The organism is Duncaniella muricolitica, assembly GCF_910574735.1.
GTDB lineage: Bacteria > Bacteroidota > Bacteroidia > Bacteroidales > Muribaculaceae > Duncaniella > Duncaniella muricolitica.
In genome coordinates this window covers 1-15,563 of record NZ_CAJTCF010000087.1, presented here as the reverse complement: position 1 = coordinate 15,563, position 15,563 = coordinate 1, and the positions used below count along the sequence as shown (strand labels likewise).

Below are 15,563 nucleotides of genomic sequence, written 5' to 3'. Positions count from 1 at the left end.
AAATTTTTAGTGTTAAATTTTCATGCTAAACATCAGATTTTTAACGGATTAAACACTTGGCTCCTCGGAGCCGTTAACAAATTCTCAAAAAATAACCGAAGTATTGCTTCACAACGAGGTCATAATTTACCCCGATTGTTCGGTACTGGGCGAAAAACTCCGAGAGTTTGGCGCAATATACTGCAAGGGACTTATCTGTGGTCAGCACTTTGAAAGGCTTTCCGAAGATAAGTTTTTTTATGAACGTGGCTTTTACGGATTCATCAGCCTTCTCCATCATGCGGGTCAGGCTATCCCATTCGAGATCATCGAAGCGCACCATGACGCAGTGGGTGCATCGGTTGGGCGACAAGGGTCGCCCGGTTTTCGGTTTTTCAGTCATATTATGTATGGATTTTGTGGTGAGTGCATCGCTGTGTACAGACAAACCGCAGGTCAAGTCATGGGATATTCGACTTTGGAGAATATCCTGCATTGCAAGGTTGTTTCGTGGGAACCGGAGTTACCCGAAACCCGAATAGTTACTATTCGGACACCTTGCTATGTCTATGTGGACATCCTTCCTAATATGAAATCCATATTTTCGGTGCCTGTGGTGCCGGTCATACCATTTGGCGGTGAAAAAACGGTGTTCCATACCTGCGGAGTGTAGATACACCCGTCGATGCTTCCATAAAGTTACAAAAAATCCGGTGCAATTCCTAACTGCAAGAGAGAAAATTTGAAACTTTATGACGGTAGGGATTGCCGTGGGGGCACCGCTGGAAAGTCCGGTGATGCCGTGAGTAAAAAAATCGCATGGCGAAATGTTAAAATTTCAGCCCCGTTTTCGGGAAATCCGGGGAAAAGTGAGGAAATCCGATACCTCAACCTCTATGAGCCAATGAGTTGGCAATTTTAAGGGCTTGACAAAATGGAATTTATTTTGTTTCTTTGTGTAGAGATTAGCTCGAAAGCTCGCCTTCAGGGAAGTCAACCTACTTGTTATATAATGAACTTTCCTCCTGAACTGCAAGATTGAAAGCTGACCTGCCAATAACATTCCTCGCCTCTTGGCAAGACCGCAATAAAGGTATTTATACAATGTCCTTCCGAACAATCTATTTTATTTATGATGTACGGAGATTGCTTACTGAACGGCAAAGTATGTATCTTATAATAAAGCGGGCAAACCTCTTGACAAGGAATATTAGAAGCAAACTACCTATCTCTGGTTATACGGACATATAGCCGTGCGGCCATAGTTAGAAAGGAACAATGTTCCGCCACTAAATCCAACACCCAAAATTAAAAAAAGAAAATGACTGACATGACTATCACCTTCCGGCTTACATAGCCGATGCCCTCCTGACGGCGGAGGAAGGTCGCCCATGAGCGACGGAGATAGCCGTACCCCAACTCAAAAGCATAGCAAATGCCGCTGCCTGTTCCCCCCACGGAGTATAGACAAGACCGGTCTGCGACGTGTCGAAATGACGCTGACGGCCACTGCTATGCAGTCACCACTACATCCATTTTCAAATTTTATTTATGACAGATCCTAAATTTGTCGCTTTCTCCACCCAGAAAGGTGGAGCGGGCAAAACGACTCTGACCGTTCTTGCGGCGAGTTACCTCTACTATGTCAGGGGGCTGAAAGTCCTTGTCGTTGACTGCGACTTTCCCCAGTACAGCATCGAGGATATGCGTGAACGTGACAAGGAGCTGATAGAGTGCAGCCCCGTGTTCAAAAAGATGTTTTCCGACAATATGCGTCTGACAAAGCTGGCTCCATATCCGGTTTTGTCGGCTCAGCCGGAGAATGCCATGCGCAAAGTCCGTGAGATTATCGATGACTGCGAGGATGAGATAGACATCGTATTTTTCGACCTTCCCGGCACAGTCAACAATCCCGGAGTTGTTTCCATCCTCAACTGTCTGGACATGGTGATTGTCCCAGTCGCCGCCGACAAGGTAATACTTGAAAGCTCGCTCGCCTTCGCCCTGAAAATACAGGAGTGGCTCACGACCGGGCGCACATCGGTCAAACAGATGTATATGCTCTGGAACCTCGTGGACGCCCGCGAGAAGACTGACCTCTATGACCAGTATGAGGCTGTGTTTGAGGAATACGGGCTTCAGACCATGAAAACCAAGATACCCGACACCAAGAAGTATCGCCGCGAGGGGTCAAAGACCCTTAACCGCGCTGTGTTCCGTTCTACGCTTGTTCCGCCCGACAAAACGCTGCTCAAAGGCACAAGGCTTCCGGAACTTGCCGATGAACTGCTCGGCATATTAAATCAGTGAGCCTATGTCAAAGGTTTATGAGCCGCAAATCGACCCGGAGGAATTTATCAGGACATTTCGTGATGAGCCATCCGGTCTGTCATCGCTGAAAAGAAAAAGCGCGTCCAAACAGCAAGAACAGGCTAACCCACAGCCGGTGGCAGGCGAAGGTGACGGAGCAAGCCCCGGAAATACCACTGTACAGGCTAAAAATTCCGAAAGGGAACGGCTGTACATGGAACGCTTCGTGCGCAATATGCGCTATATGTGGCCGGAAGATAAATTCCAAGTGTCGGAAATCGATCCTGAATTTATCTGGAAGATACGCCGGATACTATTCCACAAGAAGAAAGGTAAGGTCTGCTCCATCAAAGCCTATATCAACAATGTGCTTGCAGCGCATTTTGAGGAATTCGCAGATATTATCGACCCTATTTTATAACCCCACACATTCACAACAATCATGAAAAAATCCCAATCACGAGTAGTCACCACTATCGAGGTGGCTGAAATCCCCGATGGCGCGGAAGAACGCTATATTGAGCGTTTCCTCTCGCCGCACATCTTGATGTCCAACAGGAAGGTGTATATCTATCCCGAAGTTCATGCCGCCCTGTCGCGCATGGTAAAGGGTCTTGACAGACCCGGAGTGTCAATCGGCTCCTATGCCTCGGAAATCATACTTGAGCATATTGCCCGCAACAATGCGGTGATGCGCAGTGTCCATGAACATAATCATAAAGACCTGTTCTGATGGAAACGGCACTTATAATCGCTCTGCTGGCGAGTAACCTGTGGCTTATCCGCAGGGTGCTGACAAAGCCCGACTCAGCAAAGCCGGTAAAGGAAACGCCATCGCCGGAACCCGCTAAGGCTGCCGACACAGAGGCGGAAGCCGAAAATGACAGTATTGTCGGCAAAAGCACTTTTGACATCAACGAGTTCAAGGAGGTGTTCCGCGAGGCTGCGAAAGAGGTCGCCAAAGAGGTTATACCGCTTATCATCAAGGAGTACGGCAAACCCTCGGATGCCGGTTTTCCCGATGAACCGGAGGAAAAGCCCTCGGCGCAAATCCCGGTGGAGAAACTCGATGAAGTTTTTGCCACACACTCCGCAAGCGAACTGACAGGCGATGAAATCCCGTCGGAGGAACCCAGAGCCGGAGGCAGTGATTTCAACGAAATCAGTACAGCGGTAAATGTTCTGAAGGGTAATTCCGACAATCCCGACGACAAGGAAACCGCCCGCCGTGTGCTGCCCGACATACAAGGCACACAGATTATCGAGAAAATCAAGCTCGATCCGTTGGTGCGCAAGCGCATACTTATGATCGAGTGCCAGCTCCCCGAAATTCCTGAGGAACATGACGCTCCGCCCGAAAAAGCGGAAGAAACGAAGCCGAGAAAGAAAATCGTGTTCCATGCCGACATCGACACCACCGACATTGACGCAATCGACTTCAACATCCTCCACTGACCCACCACTATCCAAATCCACAATCCATCCTAAAAATAAAATTTATGACAAAATCCCTCAAAAAACTCTATGACAGTATCGTGGCGTTTATGAACGCTCCCGGTATGCGTCGCCCTATGGCGATGATGCTCACGCTCCTTCTGTGTGCAGCCAACCTCTACGCAGCCGGCAACGGTCTGGCGGGTATCAACGAGGCAACCTCGATGATGACCTCCTATTTCGACCCGGCAACGAAACTGATCTATGCCATCGGCGCGGTGGTAGGTCTTATCGGCGGTGTCAAGGTCTATGGCAAGTTCAGCTCCGGCGATCCGGACACATCGAAGACTGCCGCCTCATGGTTCGGTGCCTGTATATTCCTCGTGGTAGCCGCCACAATCCTGCGCTCGTTCTTCCTCTAAACCTGCCACGCCAATGGAATATTCTATCAACAAGGGCATAGGCAGGACGGTGGAATACAAGGGGCTGAAAGCTCAGTACCTGTTCATCTTCGCCGGAGGTCTGATAACCGATTTCATTCTGTTCGTGATACTCTATATGTGCGGTGTACAGCAGGGTCTGTGCATAGGCTTCGGTGCCGTGAGCGCGTCGGCTCTGGTATGGTACACCTTCCGGCTCAACGGCAAGTACGGACAGTACGGGCTTATGAAACTCACATCGGTGAAGTACCGCCCCCGCTATATCATCAACCGTCAGCGTGTGCGCAATATAATGAAGGGAGGTCGTAAATGAGAAATACACTGAAAGCCACAACGTTGGAAAGCAAACTGCCGTTGCTCGCCGTGGAACATGGCTGCATCATCTCGAAGGACGCCGATATAACGGTGGCCTTCGAGGTCAGCCTCCCGGAACTATTCACCATAACATCGCAGGAATACGAAGCCATGCACACCGCATGGTGCAAGGCTATTAAAGTATTGCCGCATTATTCGGTGGCGCACAAGCAGGACTGGTTCGTGTCTGAGAACTATAAACCGGAATTACAGAAAGATGACCTATCATTCCTTGACCGAAGTTTTGAACGTCACTTCAACGAGCGTCCGTATCTGGCGCACAAGTGCTACCTGTTCCTGACAAAGACCACAAAGGAGCGTATGCGCCAGCAATCCAATTTCTCCACTCTCTGCCGTGGGCGTATCACTCCGAAGGAACTCAATCACGAGATGATTGTGGGCTTCATGGAAGCTGTCGGGCAGTTCGAGCGCATTATCAACGACACCGGCTATATAACGCTGCGCCGAATGGGTGACGATGAGATAATCGGTACAGACACAACTTCCGGTATCATAGAAAAGTATCTGTCGCTGTCGATGGGTAATGTCAACTGTCTGGAGGATATCGACCTGTCACCGAAAGAAATGCGTATCGGCGACAAGATGCTATGCCTGCATACACTTTCAGATACTGATGATCTGCCCGGAAAGGTCAGCACTGATAACCGTTATGAGCGGTTATCGACTGACCGCTCGGATTGCAGATTGAGCTTCGCCTCTCCCGTGGGTCTGCTTCTGCCGTGCAACCATATCTACAACCAGTATATACTGATTGACGACCATGACGAGAATCTGGCGAAGTTCGAGAAGACAGCCCGAAATATGAACAGTCTTTCAAGGTATAGCCGAAGCAATGCCATAAACAAAGAGTGGATAGACCGCTATCTGAACGAGGCTCACAGTTATGGTCTTACCTCTGTGCGCTGCCACTGCAATATAATGGCGTGGAGCGACGATGCAGAGGAACTGCGCAGAATTAAGAACGATGTCGGAAGTCAGCTCGCCACAATGGGGTGTATGCCCCGACACAACACCATCGACTGCCCGACACTGTTCTGGTCGGCGATGCCCGGAAACGAGGCTGATTTTCCTGCCGAGGAGAGTTTTTACACTTTCATAGAACCCGCTGTTTGTTTCTTCACCGCTGAAACAAACTACCGCTCTTCTCTCTCGCCATTCGGAATAAAGATGGTCGATAGACTGACCGGGAAACCTATCCATCTGGATATATCCGACGAGCCTATGAAACGCGGCATCACCACTAACCGCAACAAGTTCATACTGGGCCCGTCGGGTAGCGGAAAGTCTTTCTTCACCAACCATCTGGTGCGCCAATATTATGAGCAGGGCGCGCATATCCTCCTGATTGACACCGGCAATTCATACGAAGGACTGTGCAATCTGATCCATAACAAGACGCACGGCGAGGACGGTATCTATTATACCTACACCGAGGAAAAGCCGATTTCTTTCAATCCGTTTTTCACAGATGACGGGGTGTTCGATGTGGAGAAGAAAGACTCGATCAAGACCCTGCTGCTGACGCTGTGGAAGTCGGAGGATGACCGCGTGACAAAGACCGAATCCGGTGAGCTTGGCTCGGCGTTGTCGATGTTCCTTGAAAAAATGGCTAAGGATAAGAATATAGTGCCATGCTTCGACGCTTTTTTTGAGTTTATGCGCGACGATTACCGCGCTGAAATGGCACAGCGTCCTATTCCCATCTACAAACAGGATTTCGACATTGACAACTTCCTGACTACTCTGCGACAGTATTATCACGGCGGCCGGTTTGACTTCCTGCTGAACTCCAAAGAGAATATTGACCTGCTGAACAAGCGTTTTGTCGTGTTCGAGATAGACGCCATACGCGACAACAAAGACCTGTTCCCGGTGGTGACAATCATCATCATGGAAGCCTTCATCAACAAGATGCGCCGGTTGAAAGGTGTGCGAAAACTCCTTATATGCGAGGAGGCTTGGAAGGCTCTCTCAACGGCGAATATGGCTGAGTATATGCGCTATATGTTCAAGACAGTGCGCAAATATTTCGGTGAGGCTGTGGTTGTCACTCAGGAGGTTGACGATATTATCTCGTCACCGATTGTCAAGGAAACAATCATCAACAACTCCGACTGTAAGATACTTCTGGATCAGCGGAAATATATGAACCGCTTTGACCAGATACAGGAGCTGCTCGGTCTGACCGACAAGGAAAAGGCGCAGATACTCAGTATCAATATGGCAAACAGCCCCAACCGGCTCTACAAAGAGGTATGGATCGGGCTGGGCGGAACGCAGTCCGCCGTATATGCCACGGAGGTATCACCGGAAGAATACCTGTGTTACACCACCGAGGAAACGGAGAAAATTCAAGTCCTTGACCGCGCCCGTCAGCTCGGAGGTGACATCGAAGCCGCAATCAAACAGTTAGCCAACGAAAGGAGAGAGAAATAATGTATGAAAGTGAAATCAATATTTTCTGGTATCATGTCAGGAATACTCGTCTGCCTCGTCCTCCTCCTGACAGTCACCCTTCATCTATTGGCAGTCATAGCCCGTACAATCGTCGGCATGGCTCACAGAATACGATAAATCCACCACTTTTAATCCGCAATCAAATGAAGCAACTCAAGTTTTTAATCCCTCTTATTGCCCTGTGCCTGATGTTAGGCACGGGCAGGGCTTCCGCCCAATGGACGGTCATAGACCCGTCAAACATCGCCCAGTCCATCGTAAACAACTCTAAATCACTCGTTCAGGAGTCGCAGACGGCTACGCACATGGTCAAAAATTTTCAGGAAACCGTAAAAATTTACCAGCAGGCGAAGAAGTATTACGACGCACTGCAATCGGTCAACAACCTTGTACGCGACGCTCGAAAGGTGCAGCAGACAATCCTGATGCTTGGCAACATCTCCGGCTATTACGTCAATAATTTCCAGAAGATGCTGACCGATCCGAACTTAACATCGGCTGAACTCTCGGCAATCGCCTCCGGCTACACCCGTATCCTCGAAGAAGCCAACGGCGTACTCGGCGACTTGAAGCAGGTAGTCAATATCACTACGCTGAGTATGACCGACAAAGACCGTATGGATGTGGTCGATGACTGCTACAAGGAGATGAAAAGGCTGAAGAACCTTACCGCCTACTACACAAATAAGAATATCAGCGTATCATATCTGCGTGCCAAAAAGAAGGCTGATACCCAGCGTGTGGTGGCTCTCTATGGCGACGGCTCTGAAAAATACTGGTAATTGTAATAATCATAATTAAAAAATATGATAGCGTTATCAATAGATTTCAACAACCTGCACACAATCCTGCGCTCGCTCTATGACGAAATGATGCCTCTCTGCGAGGATATGGCGGGTGTGGCTCAGGCGATAGCCGGATTAGGCGCGTTGTTCTTCGTTGCCTATCGTATATGGCGGTCGCTTGCCGCCGCAGAGCCGATTGATGTATTCCCGCTGCTCCGTCCGTTTGTGATAGGCTTCTGTATAATGTTTTTCCCGTCGGTGGTACTCGGCACCATCAACTCGGTGATGTCACCGATTGTACAAGGCACAGCCTCAATGCTTGAAGGGCAGACGCTCGATATGCAGAAATACCGCGAGGAGAAAGACCGGCTGGAATACGAGGCGATGATGAATGACCCTTCAACTGCCTACCTTGTGGATGATGCCGAGTTTGACCGGCAGATAGACGAGTTAGGTGTGACCGAAATAGGAACAGCCGCCGGAATGTATATCGAGCGCGGAATGTATAAGGTGAAAAAGGCAATCCAGAATTTCTTTCGTGAACTGCTGGAAATGCTCTTTCAGGCTGCATCGCTCACAATCGACACAATCAGGACATTCTTCCTGATAGTGCTTTCAATCCTCGGCCCGGTCGCATTCGCCCTCTCCGTGTGGGATGGCTTCCAGTCAACGCTGACCCAATGGATACAACGATATATCCAGACTTATCTGTGGCTACCGGTGGCTGACCTGTTTTCGACAATCCTTGCGAAAATACAGGTGCTGATGTTGCAGAACGACATTTCGGAACTGACAAACAACCCCAATGCAAACCTCGACAGCTCAAATACTTGCTATGTCATTTTTATGATAATCGGCATTATCGGATACTTCACGATTCCCACTGTGGCAGGCTGGATAATACAAGCCGGAGGTGCCGGAAACTATAACCGTGCTGTCAACACCACCGCGATGCAGGTCGGTTCAGGTGCGGCAAGTGTCGGAGGTGCAGTCGCCGGAAATGTCGCGGGCAACGCAGGCAAATTGCTTAAATAATATTCAAACGACATTCAAATGCAATTCAAATCACTTAAAAACATCGAAACCTCGTTCCGCCAGATACGGCTGTTCGGTATTGTGTTTGTGGCGATGTGTGCCGTGGTGGTGTCGGTGGCTCTGATCTGCGTGTTCAATTTTGCCGAAAGGCAGAGGGAAAAAATCTATGTTCTTGACAACGGCAAGAGCCTTATGCTCGCCTTGTCGCAGGACATGGAACAGAACCGCCCGGCGGAAGCCCGTGAACACGTGCGACGCTTCCATGAACTGTTCTTCACTCTGTCGCCCGATAAGTCGGCAATCGAGCATAACATCAACCGCGCCCTTATCCTGTCGGACAAGTCGGCATACAACTACTACACGGATTTCTCGGAGAAGGGCTACTACAACCGTATCATAGCTGGCAACATCAACCAAGTGCTGCAAGTGGACAGTGTGGTGTGCGATTTCAACAACTATCCGTACATCGCTAAAACCTATGCCCGGCAAATGATCATCCGCGAAAGCAATGTGACAGAGCGCACACTGGTGACGCAGTGCCGCCTCTCCAACGCCTCACGCTCGGATGACAACCCCAACGGCTTCATTATCGAGGGCTTCACAATACTTGAGAACAAGGATATTGCAACCGTAAAACGATAATTCAATTATGACAAAGATTAAATCAATATTCTCCGCCATATATAACAATATGTGGCGTACCCCGAAAGGGAGGCTCACAACGCGCCTGAAAGGAGCGTGCGAGTCAATTCCCCCGAAACAACGGCTTACTGTCGTGTCGCTGATGCTGACCGTGTTTGTGCTTACCGCCTTCTTCGTGTTCGGTCATGCCTGTTACAGGATAGGTTTGGGCAAAGCGCAAAAAACAGTGGAGATCAAGCATATAATGCCGATTGACATCGTTTCCAAATCTTCCGTTCATGAACTTCAAAATCTTCCAGACTATGACGATACAGGAGTGGAAAGCGAAGATTAACGGCTTCTTCCAGCCCAAATCGCAGGCTGAACGGCAGAAGATGATGAAATACTTAGTCGTGTTCCCGGCGGCTGTCGTGTGCGGCATAGTGATACTGTGGCTGCTGTACACAAGCCTCAACAAGAATGACAGCAAGGTCGGCAATGCCTTCAATACCGAAATACCTGAGGGTGAGAACGACGGTATAAAAACCAAAGCGGAGGAATATGCTGCCGCCGATGCCGCCAAAGAGAAGGAGGCACAGGAGCGTGCGGTGGTCGCGCTTGATACCCTTACCGCCCTTACAACCGATACCGTTGAGCATCAGTCCGCCGTTGAGAACTCCGCGCAGGCGTATAAGGAGGTTCAAGCGTCGCTCAATGACTTTTTTGTGGAGGATACTTCCGCCGATAATGTTGAAATGGAGGCTCTAAATGAGCGTATCGCAGAGCTGGAGGCGCAGAACGCTCTGGCACAGCAACAGGCGGCACAGCCTGATGAAATGGAGCTGATGGAACGTTCCTACCAGTTGGCGGCGCAGTATATGGGTAACGGTGGCAATTATGCGCCGCCACAACCCGTCGAAGAAAAAGGCAAACGGGATGTGCAGCCGGTGGCGCAGGTAAACAGGAATGTGGTATCCTCGCTCGGTCAGACATCAACTGTCAGAGGCTTCAACACCTCGGTGGGTACAATGAGGGCGGTAGCCAAGAATACCATCGCCGCTGTGGTGGCCGGTAACCAGAGTGTAGTTGACGGCGAGAGTGTAAAACTCCGTACTACCGAACCGATGTGGGTCGGCAACCGCCTGATACCGCGTAACACCACCGTTGTCGGCTCTGCAAGAGTGCAGGGCGAAAGGCTGGAGATTGAGATTTACTCCATAGAGTGCGAAGGCTCAATTTACGATGTGGAGTTGCAGGTATATGACTCCGACGGTCAGGAGGGTATCAATATCCCGCAGTCAATGGAAAGTGACGCACTGCATGAAATCGGTGCCAATATGGGCAGTACAATGGGAAGCTCGATAAACATTTCCACAAATACCGGGGCGCAGATAGCATCAGATGTGGGTCGAGGGCTGATAAACGGTGTCAGCCAGTATCTCACCAAGAAACTGCGAACCGTCAAAGTCCACCTCAAAGCCGGCTACCGTGTGATGCTCCACCAGCCGGAAGATATATGATTATTCACCATTAAATCCACAATTCAATGAATTACAAACTCTTTCTACTTTCGCTTATTGCCGTTATAGCAATGGCGACTCCGGCTTTTGCCGGAACAAAATCGGTTAAAAACACCGATAATAACGTACCGTCTGGCACGGAACAGGTTGCCACTCAGGTAGCTGAACACGACATCAACGTGTATGGCGAGAACTATACCGACGGTGACAAGTTCGATGGTCTGACCCGTAAGGTAGGCTTCGACCGGATGATACCGCCTCACGCTCTCGAAGTGTGCTATGAGAAAACTACGCACATCATATTTCCCTCGGAAATAGTCTATTGCGACTTGGGTAACGAGAATCTTGTCGCCGGATTAGCCGACGGTGCGAAGAATGTGCTGCGTGTCAAGTCCGCCTTCAAGTCGTTCAAGAAGGAAACAAACCTGTCGGTAATCACCGAGGACGGCTGTTTTTTCACTTTCAACGTGAAATTCGCCAAAGAGCCGCTGTTGCTCAATATCGAGATGACCGATTTTCTACATGATGGCGAGGCGGTGAACCGCCCGAATAATGCGCAGGAAATCTACCTCGAAAAGTTAGGTAGCGAGTCACCGATGCTTGTCAAGTTGATTATGAAGTCAATCTACAAGCAAAACAAGCGCGAGATAAAGCATATCGGCTCAAAGCGTTTCGGGGTGCAGTTCCTTCTGAAATCCATCTATGCCAACAACGGGCTTCTATACTTCCACACCGAACTGAAAAACACCTCCAACATTCCTTTCGATGTCGATTATGTCAGCTTCAAGATTGTGGATAAGAAGATTATCAAACGTACCGCGATGCAGGAGCAGGTACTCGAACCGCTCCGCGCCCAGAACTATGTGACGGTGGTACATGGAAAATCCTCCGAAAGAACAGTCTTCGCTCTGGAAAAATTCACTATCCCCGACGACAAGCAGCTCGTTATTGAGATTGCCGAAAAGGAAGGCGGCAGACACCAGTCTTTCGTGGTTGAGAACGAGGATATTGTGAGAGCCAACATAATTGACGAATTAAGCATACAGTAACCATGAGAAAAGCGATAATGATAATCGCTGCCATGCTCACCCTCTTCGGAGGGCGGGCAATGGCCCAGCGATGCCTCCCCGGAATGTCTGCCGTAGAAATCAAGGCTGATATGGCAGACGGTTTTTATACCGGCAACTCACGCAACTGCGGCTATTCTCTCGGAGTATTCTACTCCGTCTATAAGGGTAATGCCAATACTTGGAGCTTCGGCGGAGAGTATCTCCAGACCTACAAGCCCTACGGCGAGAAAGGTCGTATTCCGGTGGCGCAGTTTACAGGTGAGGTCGGATATAATCTCCATCTGTTGAGCGACTACTCGCAGACTTTCCACCTCTATGGCGGAGTGTCAGCTCTCGGTGGTTACGAAACAGTGAATTGGGGCAAGCATATACTTTCCGACGGCTCGACGCTCCATGACGGCGACAACTTTATATATGGCGGTGCGCTCACGCTCTCTGCGGATTTCTACCTGTCAGACAAAATTGCTCTGACCGCAAATATCAAGGAACGATTCACCTTCGGTAGCGATGTGCAGATTTTTCACACCCAGTATGGTGTCGGTGTCAAATTTATAATCGAATAAACCCATGGGATTGATTGTGATAGACCTCGATATAAATAATCTTCCATTGGAGGATTTTATGAAGGCGATCGGCTATGAGCCGATAAAAAAGGATGGCAACCTTCTGATATACAACGCTCCGTATTCTGTCGGTGGCAACGCTACTATGGTGGTGGACACCGAAAAGAATGGCTGGTATGACAGCAAAGAACCCGAAAAATACTATGGCGGCATTTATGATCTCGCTTACGAGCTGACCGGGAGCTGCAACCGCTCCGAGTTGAACCTCTATATCGCCACACAGATGAAGGATTTTAAGGAGTTCAAGACTTACGAAGTGACCGTCAACGGCGATGAAGCCGAGAGTGATGTGACGGCTACGCCCATCAGCAGACCGGAACAGCCTAAGCAACAGCCACCCAAACCCAAACGCAAAATGCGGTTTTAGCCTATGGATATAGATGCTATCAAGGGAATATCCCTCGTGGATTTTCTGCACCACCTTGGCTACGAGCCGACGGGGCGCGACAGCAAAGGTCTGTGGTTCTATGCCCCGTACCGCAACGAGAGAAAACCATCGTTTCATGTCAATCCTCGGAAAAATGTATGGTTCGATTTTGGTAGGGGTGCCGGAGGCGACATCTTCACTCTTGCCGGAGAAATGTGTAACTCCACTGACTTCATCAGACAGGCAGAGTACATCGCAGAAAAGATGCAGATGCCGGTATCACGACAATACAAGCCGGAGCCATTCATTGAGCAGCCGACCTTTGAGGACGTGAAAATCTCCAAATTGGTATCGCCGGCATTACTGTGTTACCTCGCAAACCGTGGCATACCTGCCGACATAGCACAACGATATTGTGTGCAGGTGAATTACACGTTGCATGGCAAAAACTATTATGCCATCGGTTTTGAGAACAGCGCACACGGCTATGAACTGCGAAACGCCTTCTTCAAAGGTAGTTATCCGCCAAAGCATATCACCCATATTGCCAACGGCAACGCCGGATGCAACGTGTTCGAGGGCTTCATCGACTTTCTTTCGGCGGAACGCCTCGGCCTCAATGACGGCAACGACAGTGTTGTGCTTAACTCCGTGGCGAATGTCGGCAAAGCAATCCCGGCACTCGCCGGTTATCCGCTGATTCTGTGCTATCTCGACAACGATACCGCCGGGCGTGCCGCAGTCGCCAGACTGCGCCGCGAGTTCGGCGACAGGGTAAGCGACAAATCCGCGCTATATCCCGACCACAAGGATCTGAACGATTACCTACAATCGCTCAACCCTAAGAAATCTACAAAACTAAAATTCTAAACAGACACAAAAATGAAAAAGACAAATAAAAAATCTTTCGGCGTTATCGCCATTCTCTCCCTTGTAATCGCTGCCGTATGCAGCCTCACATCCTGCTCCGACGACCTCGATGTGCAGCAGTCCTATCCTTTCACAGTGGAGGTGATGCCATACGCTGACAAGATCGCCAAAGGGCAGACCGTCGAACTGCGCTTCGAGATAAAGCCCGAAGGCAACTATGCCAACACCCTCTACACAATCCGCTACTTCCAGTATGACGGAGAAGGCTCGCTCAAACTCGTTGACGGCCCGGTGCTGGTCAACAACGACCGTGTGCTTCTTGAAAGTAAAACGTTCAGACTGAATTACACCGCCAAAAGTAACGAAGCCCACAAATTCCTCGTGGTCGTGGAAGATAACTTTGGTTCAACCCCGTGGGAACAGACCTTTGAGTTCAACAGCAAAGACAGCGGCGACGATGACAGTAGCAAGATTGTCAGCCCGATTGTGACACCCGTAAATCCGGCTATCCGATGAAGAAAATCCTGCTGATGTTTCTCGCGTTGCTCACCGTCATGGTGGGCAACGCCGCCGGGCGGAAGATAAACATAATGGATCTGCCGCCATTCGAGAGAGCTGTGATTATCATAAAGAAATACGAAACGCTCCACCGCCCAAAGGATTATCCCTATGTCGGATATGGTCATAGAGTGTTGCCGGGAGAACCATACCGGCGAGGTGTGCAGCTCACCGAGAAACAAGCTGACGCCCTGTTGCGTAAAGACCTCCGAAAATTCGTGTCGCTTTACAAGGCATACGGCAAAGACGCTCTGTTGTTAGGCGTGTTAGCCTACAACTGCGGCCCCGGAGTGGTGAATAAATCCACCGTGCTGAAAAAACTTAAATCCGGCAACCGCGACATCTTCAAGTCTTACACAGCCCACTGCCATTATAGAGGCAAATTCCATAAACAGCTCCACCAACGCCGACTGACCGAGATGGTTACATTATTCCAAAAATAACATATTTGTGCCAGCAATCTCCATGCACCAACGAGGGTGTTGCAGAACTATTCCTCAAAAAAACAGCAAAAGCCTCAACTTTCACAAGCTGAGGCTTTTTTATGTCCATAAAGTTTTGTAACTTTATGGTATTCAAAACTATTGAATACAAAGTTAATGTATAAGTCTTACATACCCAACGATAATCTGCTCTTTCCGCCCAATTTGGGTGATTTTATCCCAGCGGATGCTCCTGCAAGGCTGATTTCGGATATAGTCGACCTGATGGATCTGAAAGAGATTCATGACAGTTATTCAAAAGCCTCCGACGGTCAGCCACCATATCATCCGGCAATGCTGCTTAAGGTTGTGCTCTTCGGCTACATGAACAACATATATTCCACACGAGCACTTGAGGCGGCCATGCAGCGTGATGCGCATCTTATATGGCTTTCATCATATCAGTTTCCTGACCATACGACAATCAGCCGTTTCAAGACACGGTGCATGCCATATATTAAGGTTATATTCTCGCGTCTGGTGTTGATATTGGTAGAGCGAGGAGAAATAGAGCTGGCCAAAGACCTGTTCATAGACGGCTCAACAATACGTTCACGCTCAGCACGCTGGCGTATAAAATGGCGCAGCAACGCCGAGAAGTTCGCGGCATCGGCAGATGCAGACATACAGGAAGGAG

20 protein-coding genes and 1 pseudogene are annotated in these 15,563 nt (G+C 49.4%); 20 read left to right on the top strand and 1 reads right to left on the bottom strand.

Annotated features, from left to right (window positions below; genetic code table 11):
• Positions 1–73 precede the first annotated feature (73 nt).
• Positions 74–382: a plasmid mobilization protein gene (locus QGT73_RS15035; RefSeq protein ID WP_280122961.1), complete on the bottom strand. Its 309-nt coding sequence runs from the start codon at positions 380–382 to the stop codon at positions 74–76.
• 1,148 nt (positions 383–1,530) lie between these two features.
• Between QGT73_RS15035 and QGT73_RS15030 the strand changes: the two genes are divergently transcribed.
• The 20 genes and pseudogenes from QGT73_RS15030 to QGT73_RS14935 all read left to right on the top strand — a co-directional run.
• Positions 1,531–2,289 carry a ParA family protein gene (locus QGT73_RS15030; protein ID WP_123486677.1) on the top strand — a complete coding sequence of 253 codons (759 nt, stop codon included), beginning with the start codon at positions 1,531–1,533 and terminating at the stop codon, positions 2,287–2,289.
• Between the two features lie 4 nt (positions 2,290–2,293).
• The gene (locus QGT73_RS15025; RefSeq protein ID WP_123550736.1) at positions 2,294–2,710 is read left to right on the top strand and encodes a DUF3408 domain-containing protein; all 417 of its coding nucleotides are present in this window, start codon (positions 2,294–2,296) and stop codon (positions 2,708–2,710) included.
• 21 nt (positions 2,711–2,731) lie between these two features.
• Positions 2,732–3,022, top strand: a complete 291-nt coding sequence (locus QGT73_RS15020; protein WP_123550735.1) for a DUF3408 domain-containing protein — start codon at positions 2,732–2,734, stop codon at positions 3,020–3,022.
• Positions 3,022–3,744, top strand: coding sequence for a hypothetical protein (locus QGT73_RS15015; RefSeq protein WP_280122960.1), 723 nt, complete (start codon positions 3,022–3,024; stop codon positions 3,742–3,744). The genes QGT73_RS15020 and QGT73_RS15015 overlap by 1 nt, the downstream gene beginning before the upstream one ends.
• Before the next feature lie 104 nt (positions 3,745–3,848).
• A complete protein-coding gene (locus tag QGT73_RS15010; protein ID WP_123486691.1) occupies positions 3,849–4,145 on the top strand; it encodes a DUF4134 domain-containing protein in 297 nt (98 codons plus the stop codon).
• A 13-nt stretch (positions 4,146–4,158) separates the two neighbouring features.
• On the top strand, positions 4,159–4,476 hold the full coding sequence (locus QGT73_RS15005; RefSeq protein WP_280122959.1) for a DUF4133 domain-containing protein: 318 nt from the start codon (positions 4,159–4,161) through the stop codon (positions 4,474–4,476).
• Positions 4,473–6,974 carry a TraG family conjugative transposon ATPase gene (locus QGT73_RS15000; RefSeq protein ID WP_280122958.1) on the top strand — a complete coding sequence of 834 codons (2,502 nt, stop codon included), beginning with the start codon at positions 4,473–4,475 and terminating at the stop codon, positions 6,972–6,974. The genes QGT73_RS15005 and QGT73_RS15000 overlap by 4 nt, the downstream gene beginning before the upstream one ends.
• 3 nt (positions 6,975–6,977) lie before the next feature.
• Positions 6,978–7,112: a hypothetical protein gene (locus QGT73_RS14995; protein ID WP_280122957.1), complete on the top strand. Its 135-nt coding sequence runs from the start codon at positions 6,978–6,980 to the stop codon at positions 7,110–7,112.
• Positions 7,113–7,138: 26 nt separating this feature from the next.
• Positions 7,139–7,777, top strand: coding sequence for a DUF4141 domain-containing protein (locus QGT73_RS14990; RefSeq protein WP_280122956.1), 639 nt, complete (start codon positions 7,139–7,141; stop codon positions 7,775–7,777).
• A 39-nt stretch (positions 7,778–7,816) separates the two neighbouring features.
• Positions 7,817–8,815 carry a conjugative transposon protein TraJ gene (gene traJ / locus QGT73_RS14985; RefSeq protein WP_124030622.1) on the top strand — a complete coding sequence of 333 codons (999 nt, stop codon included), beginning with the start codon at positions 7,817–7,819 and terminating at the stop codon, positions 8,813–8,815.
• An 18-nt stretch (positions 8,816–8,833) separates the two neighbouring features.
• On the top strand, positions 8,834–9,457 hold the full coding sequence (traK, locus tag QGT73_RS14980) for a conjugative transposon protein TraK (protein ID WP_280122955.1): 624 nt from the start codon (positions 8,834–8,836) through the stop codon (positions 9,455–9,457).
• 7 nt (positions 9,458–9,464) lie between these two features.
• Positions 9,465–9,791, top strand: coding sequence for a TraL conjugative transposon family protein (locus tag QGT73_RS14975; protein ID WP_280122954.1), 327 nt, complete (start codon positions 9,465–9,467; stop codon positions 9,789–9,791).
• Positions 9,736–10,956, top strand: coding sequence for a conjugative transposon protein TraM (gene traM, locus QGT73_RS14970; RefSeq protein ID WP_280122953.1), 1,221 nt, complete (start codon positions 9,736–9,738; stop codon positions 10,954–10,956). The genes QGT73_RS14975 and traM overlap by 56 nt, the downstream gene beginning before the upstream one ends.
• A 197-nt stretch (positions 10,957–11,153) precedes the next feature.
• Positions 11,154–12,005: pseudogene (gene traN / locus QGT73_RS14965) on the top strand (conjugative transposon protein TraN); the annotation flags it as partial.
• A gap of 2 nt (positions 12,006–12,007) precedes the next feature.
• Positions 12,008–12,589 (top strand): conjugal transfer protein TraO, encoded by a 582-nt coding sequence (locus tag QGT73_RS14960; protein ID WP_280122951.1) that lies wholly within the window; start codon positions 12,008–12,010, stop codon positions 12,587–12,589.
• Between the two features lie 4 nt (positions 12,590–12,593).
• Positions 12,594–13,016, top strand: a complete 423-nt coding sequence (locus QGT73_RS14955) for a hypothetical protein (RefSeq protein ID WP_280122950.1) — start codon at positions 12,594–12,596, stop codon at positions 13,014–13,016.
• A 3-nt stretch (positions 13,017–13,019) separates the two neighbouring features.
• A complete protein-coding gene (locus QGT73_RS14950) occupies positions 13,020–13,886 on the top strand; it encodes a toprim domain-containing protein (RefSeq protein ID WP_280122949.1) in 867 nt (288 codons plus the stop codon).
• A gap of 12 nt (positions 13,887–13,898) precedes the next feature.
• A complete protein-coding gene (locus tag QGT73_RS14945; RefSeq protein WP_280122948.1) occupies positions 13,899–14,402 on the top strand; it encodes a DUF3872 domain-containing protein in 504 nt (167 codons plus the stop codon).
• Positions 14,399–14,887, top strand: a complete 489-nt coding sequence (locus tag QGT73_RS14940; protein WP_280122947.1) for a glycoside hydrolase family protein — start codon at positions 14,399–14,401, stop codon at positions 14,885–14,887. Before QGT73_RS14945 ends, QGT73_RS14940 begins: the two co-directional genes overlap by 4 nt.
• 156 nt (positions 14,888–15,043) lie before the next feature.
• Positions 15,044–15,563, top strand: a 520-nt coding sequence (locus tag QGT73_RS14935; protein ID WP_280122946.1) for a transposase, incomplete at its 3' end; no start/stop codon positions are given.

Coding starts and splice junctions, on each gene's coding strand:
- QGT73_RS15035 (WP_280122961.1), bottom strand. CDS start 382: ATGACTGAAAAACCGAAAACCGGGCGACCCTTGTCGCCCAACCGATGC.
- QGT73_RS15030 (WP_123486677.1), top strand. CDS start 1,531: ATGACAGATCCTAAATTTGTCGCTTTCTCCACCCAGAAAGGTGGAGCG.
- QGT73_RS15025 (WP_123550736.1), top strand. CDS start 2,294: ATGTCAAAGGTTTATGAGCCGCAAATCGACCCGGAGGAATTTATCAGG.
- QGT73_RS15020 (WP_123550735.1), top strand. CDS start 2,732: ATGAAAAAATCCCAATCACGAGTAGTCACCACTATCGAGGTGGCTGAA.
- QGT73_RS15015 (WP_280122960.1), top strand. CDS start 3,022: ATGGAAACGGCACTTATAATCGCTCTGCTGGCGAGTAACCTGTGGCTT.
- QGT73_RS15010 (WP_123486691.1), top strand. CDS start 3,849: ATGCGTCGCCCTATGGCGATGATGCTCACGCTCCTTCTGTGTGCAGCC.
- QGT73_RS15005 (WP_280122959.1), top strand. CDS start 4,159: ATGGAATATTCTATCAACAAGGGCATAGGCAGGACGGTGGAATACAAG.
- QGT73_RS15000 (WP_280122958.1), top strand. CDS start 4,473: ATGAGAAATACACTGAAAGCCACAACGTTGGAAAGCAAACTGCCGTTG.
- QGT73_RS14995 (WP_280122957.1), top strand. CDS start 6,978: ATGAAAGTGAAATCAATATTTTCTGGTATCATGTCAGGAATACTCGTC.
- QGT73_RS14990 (WP_280122956.1), top strand. CDS start 7,139: ATGAAGCAACTCAAGTTTTTAATCCCTCTTATTGCCCTGTGCCTGATG.
- traK (WP_280122955.1), top strand. CDS start 8,834: ATGCAATTCAAATCACTTAAAAACATCGAAACCTCGTTCCGCCAGATA.
- QGT73_RS14975 (WP_280122954.1), top strand. CDS start 9,465: ATGACAAAGATTAAATCAATATTCTCCGCCATATATAACAATATGTGG.
- traM (WP_280122953.1), top strand. CDS start 9,736: ATGAACTTCAAAATCTTCCAGACTATGACGATACAGGAGTGGAAAGCG.
- QGT73_RS14960 (WP_280122951.1), top strand. CDS start 12,008: ATGAGAAAAGCGATAATGATAATCGCTGCCATGCTCACCCTCTTCGGA.
- QGT73_RS14955 (WP_280122950.1), top strand. CDS start 12,594: ATGGGATTGATTGTGATAGACCTCGATATAAATAATCTTCCATTGGAG.
- QGT73_RS14950 (WP_280122949.1), top strand. CDS start 13,020: ATGGATATAGATGCTATCAAGGGAATATCCCTCGTGGATTTTCTGCAC.
- QGT73_RS14945 (WP_280122948.1), top strand. CDS start 13,899: ATGAAAAAGACAAATAAAAAATCTTTCGGCGTTATCGCCATTCTCTCC.
- QGT73_RS14940 (WP_280122947.1), top strand. CDS start 14,399: ATGAAGAAAATCCTGCTGATGTTTCTCGCGTTGCTCACCGTCATGGTG.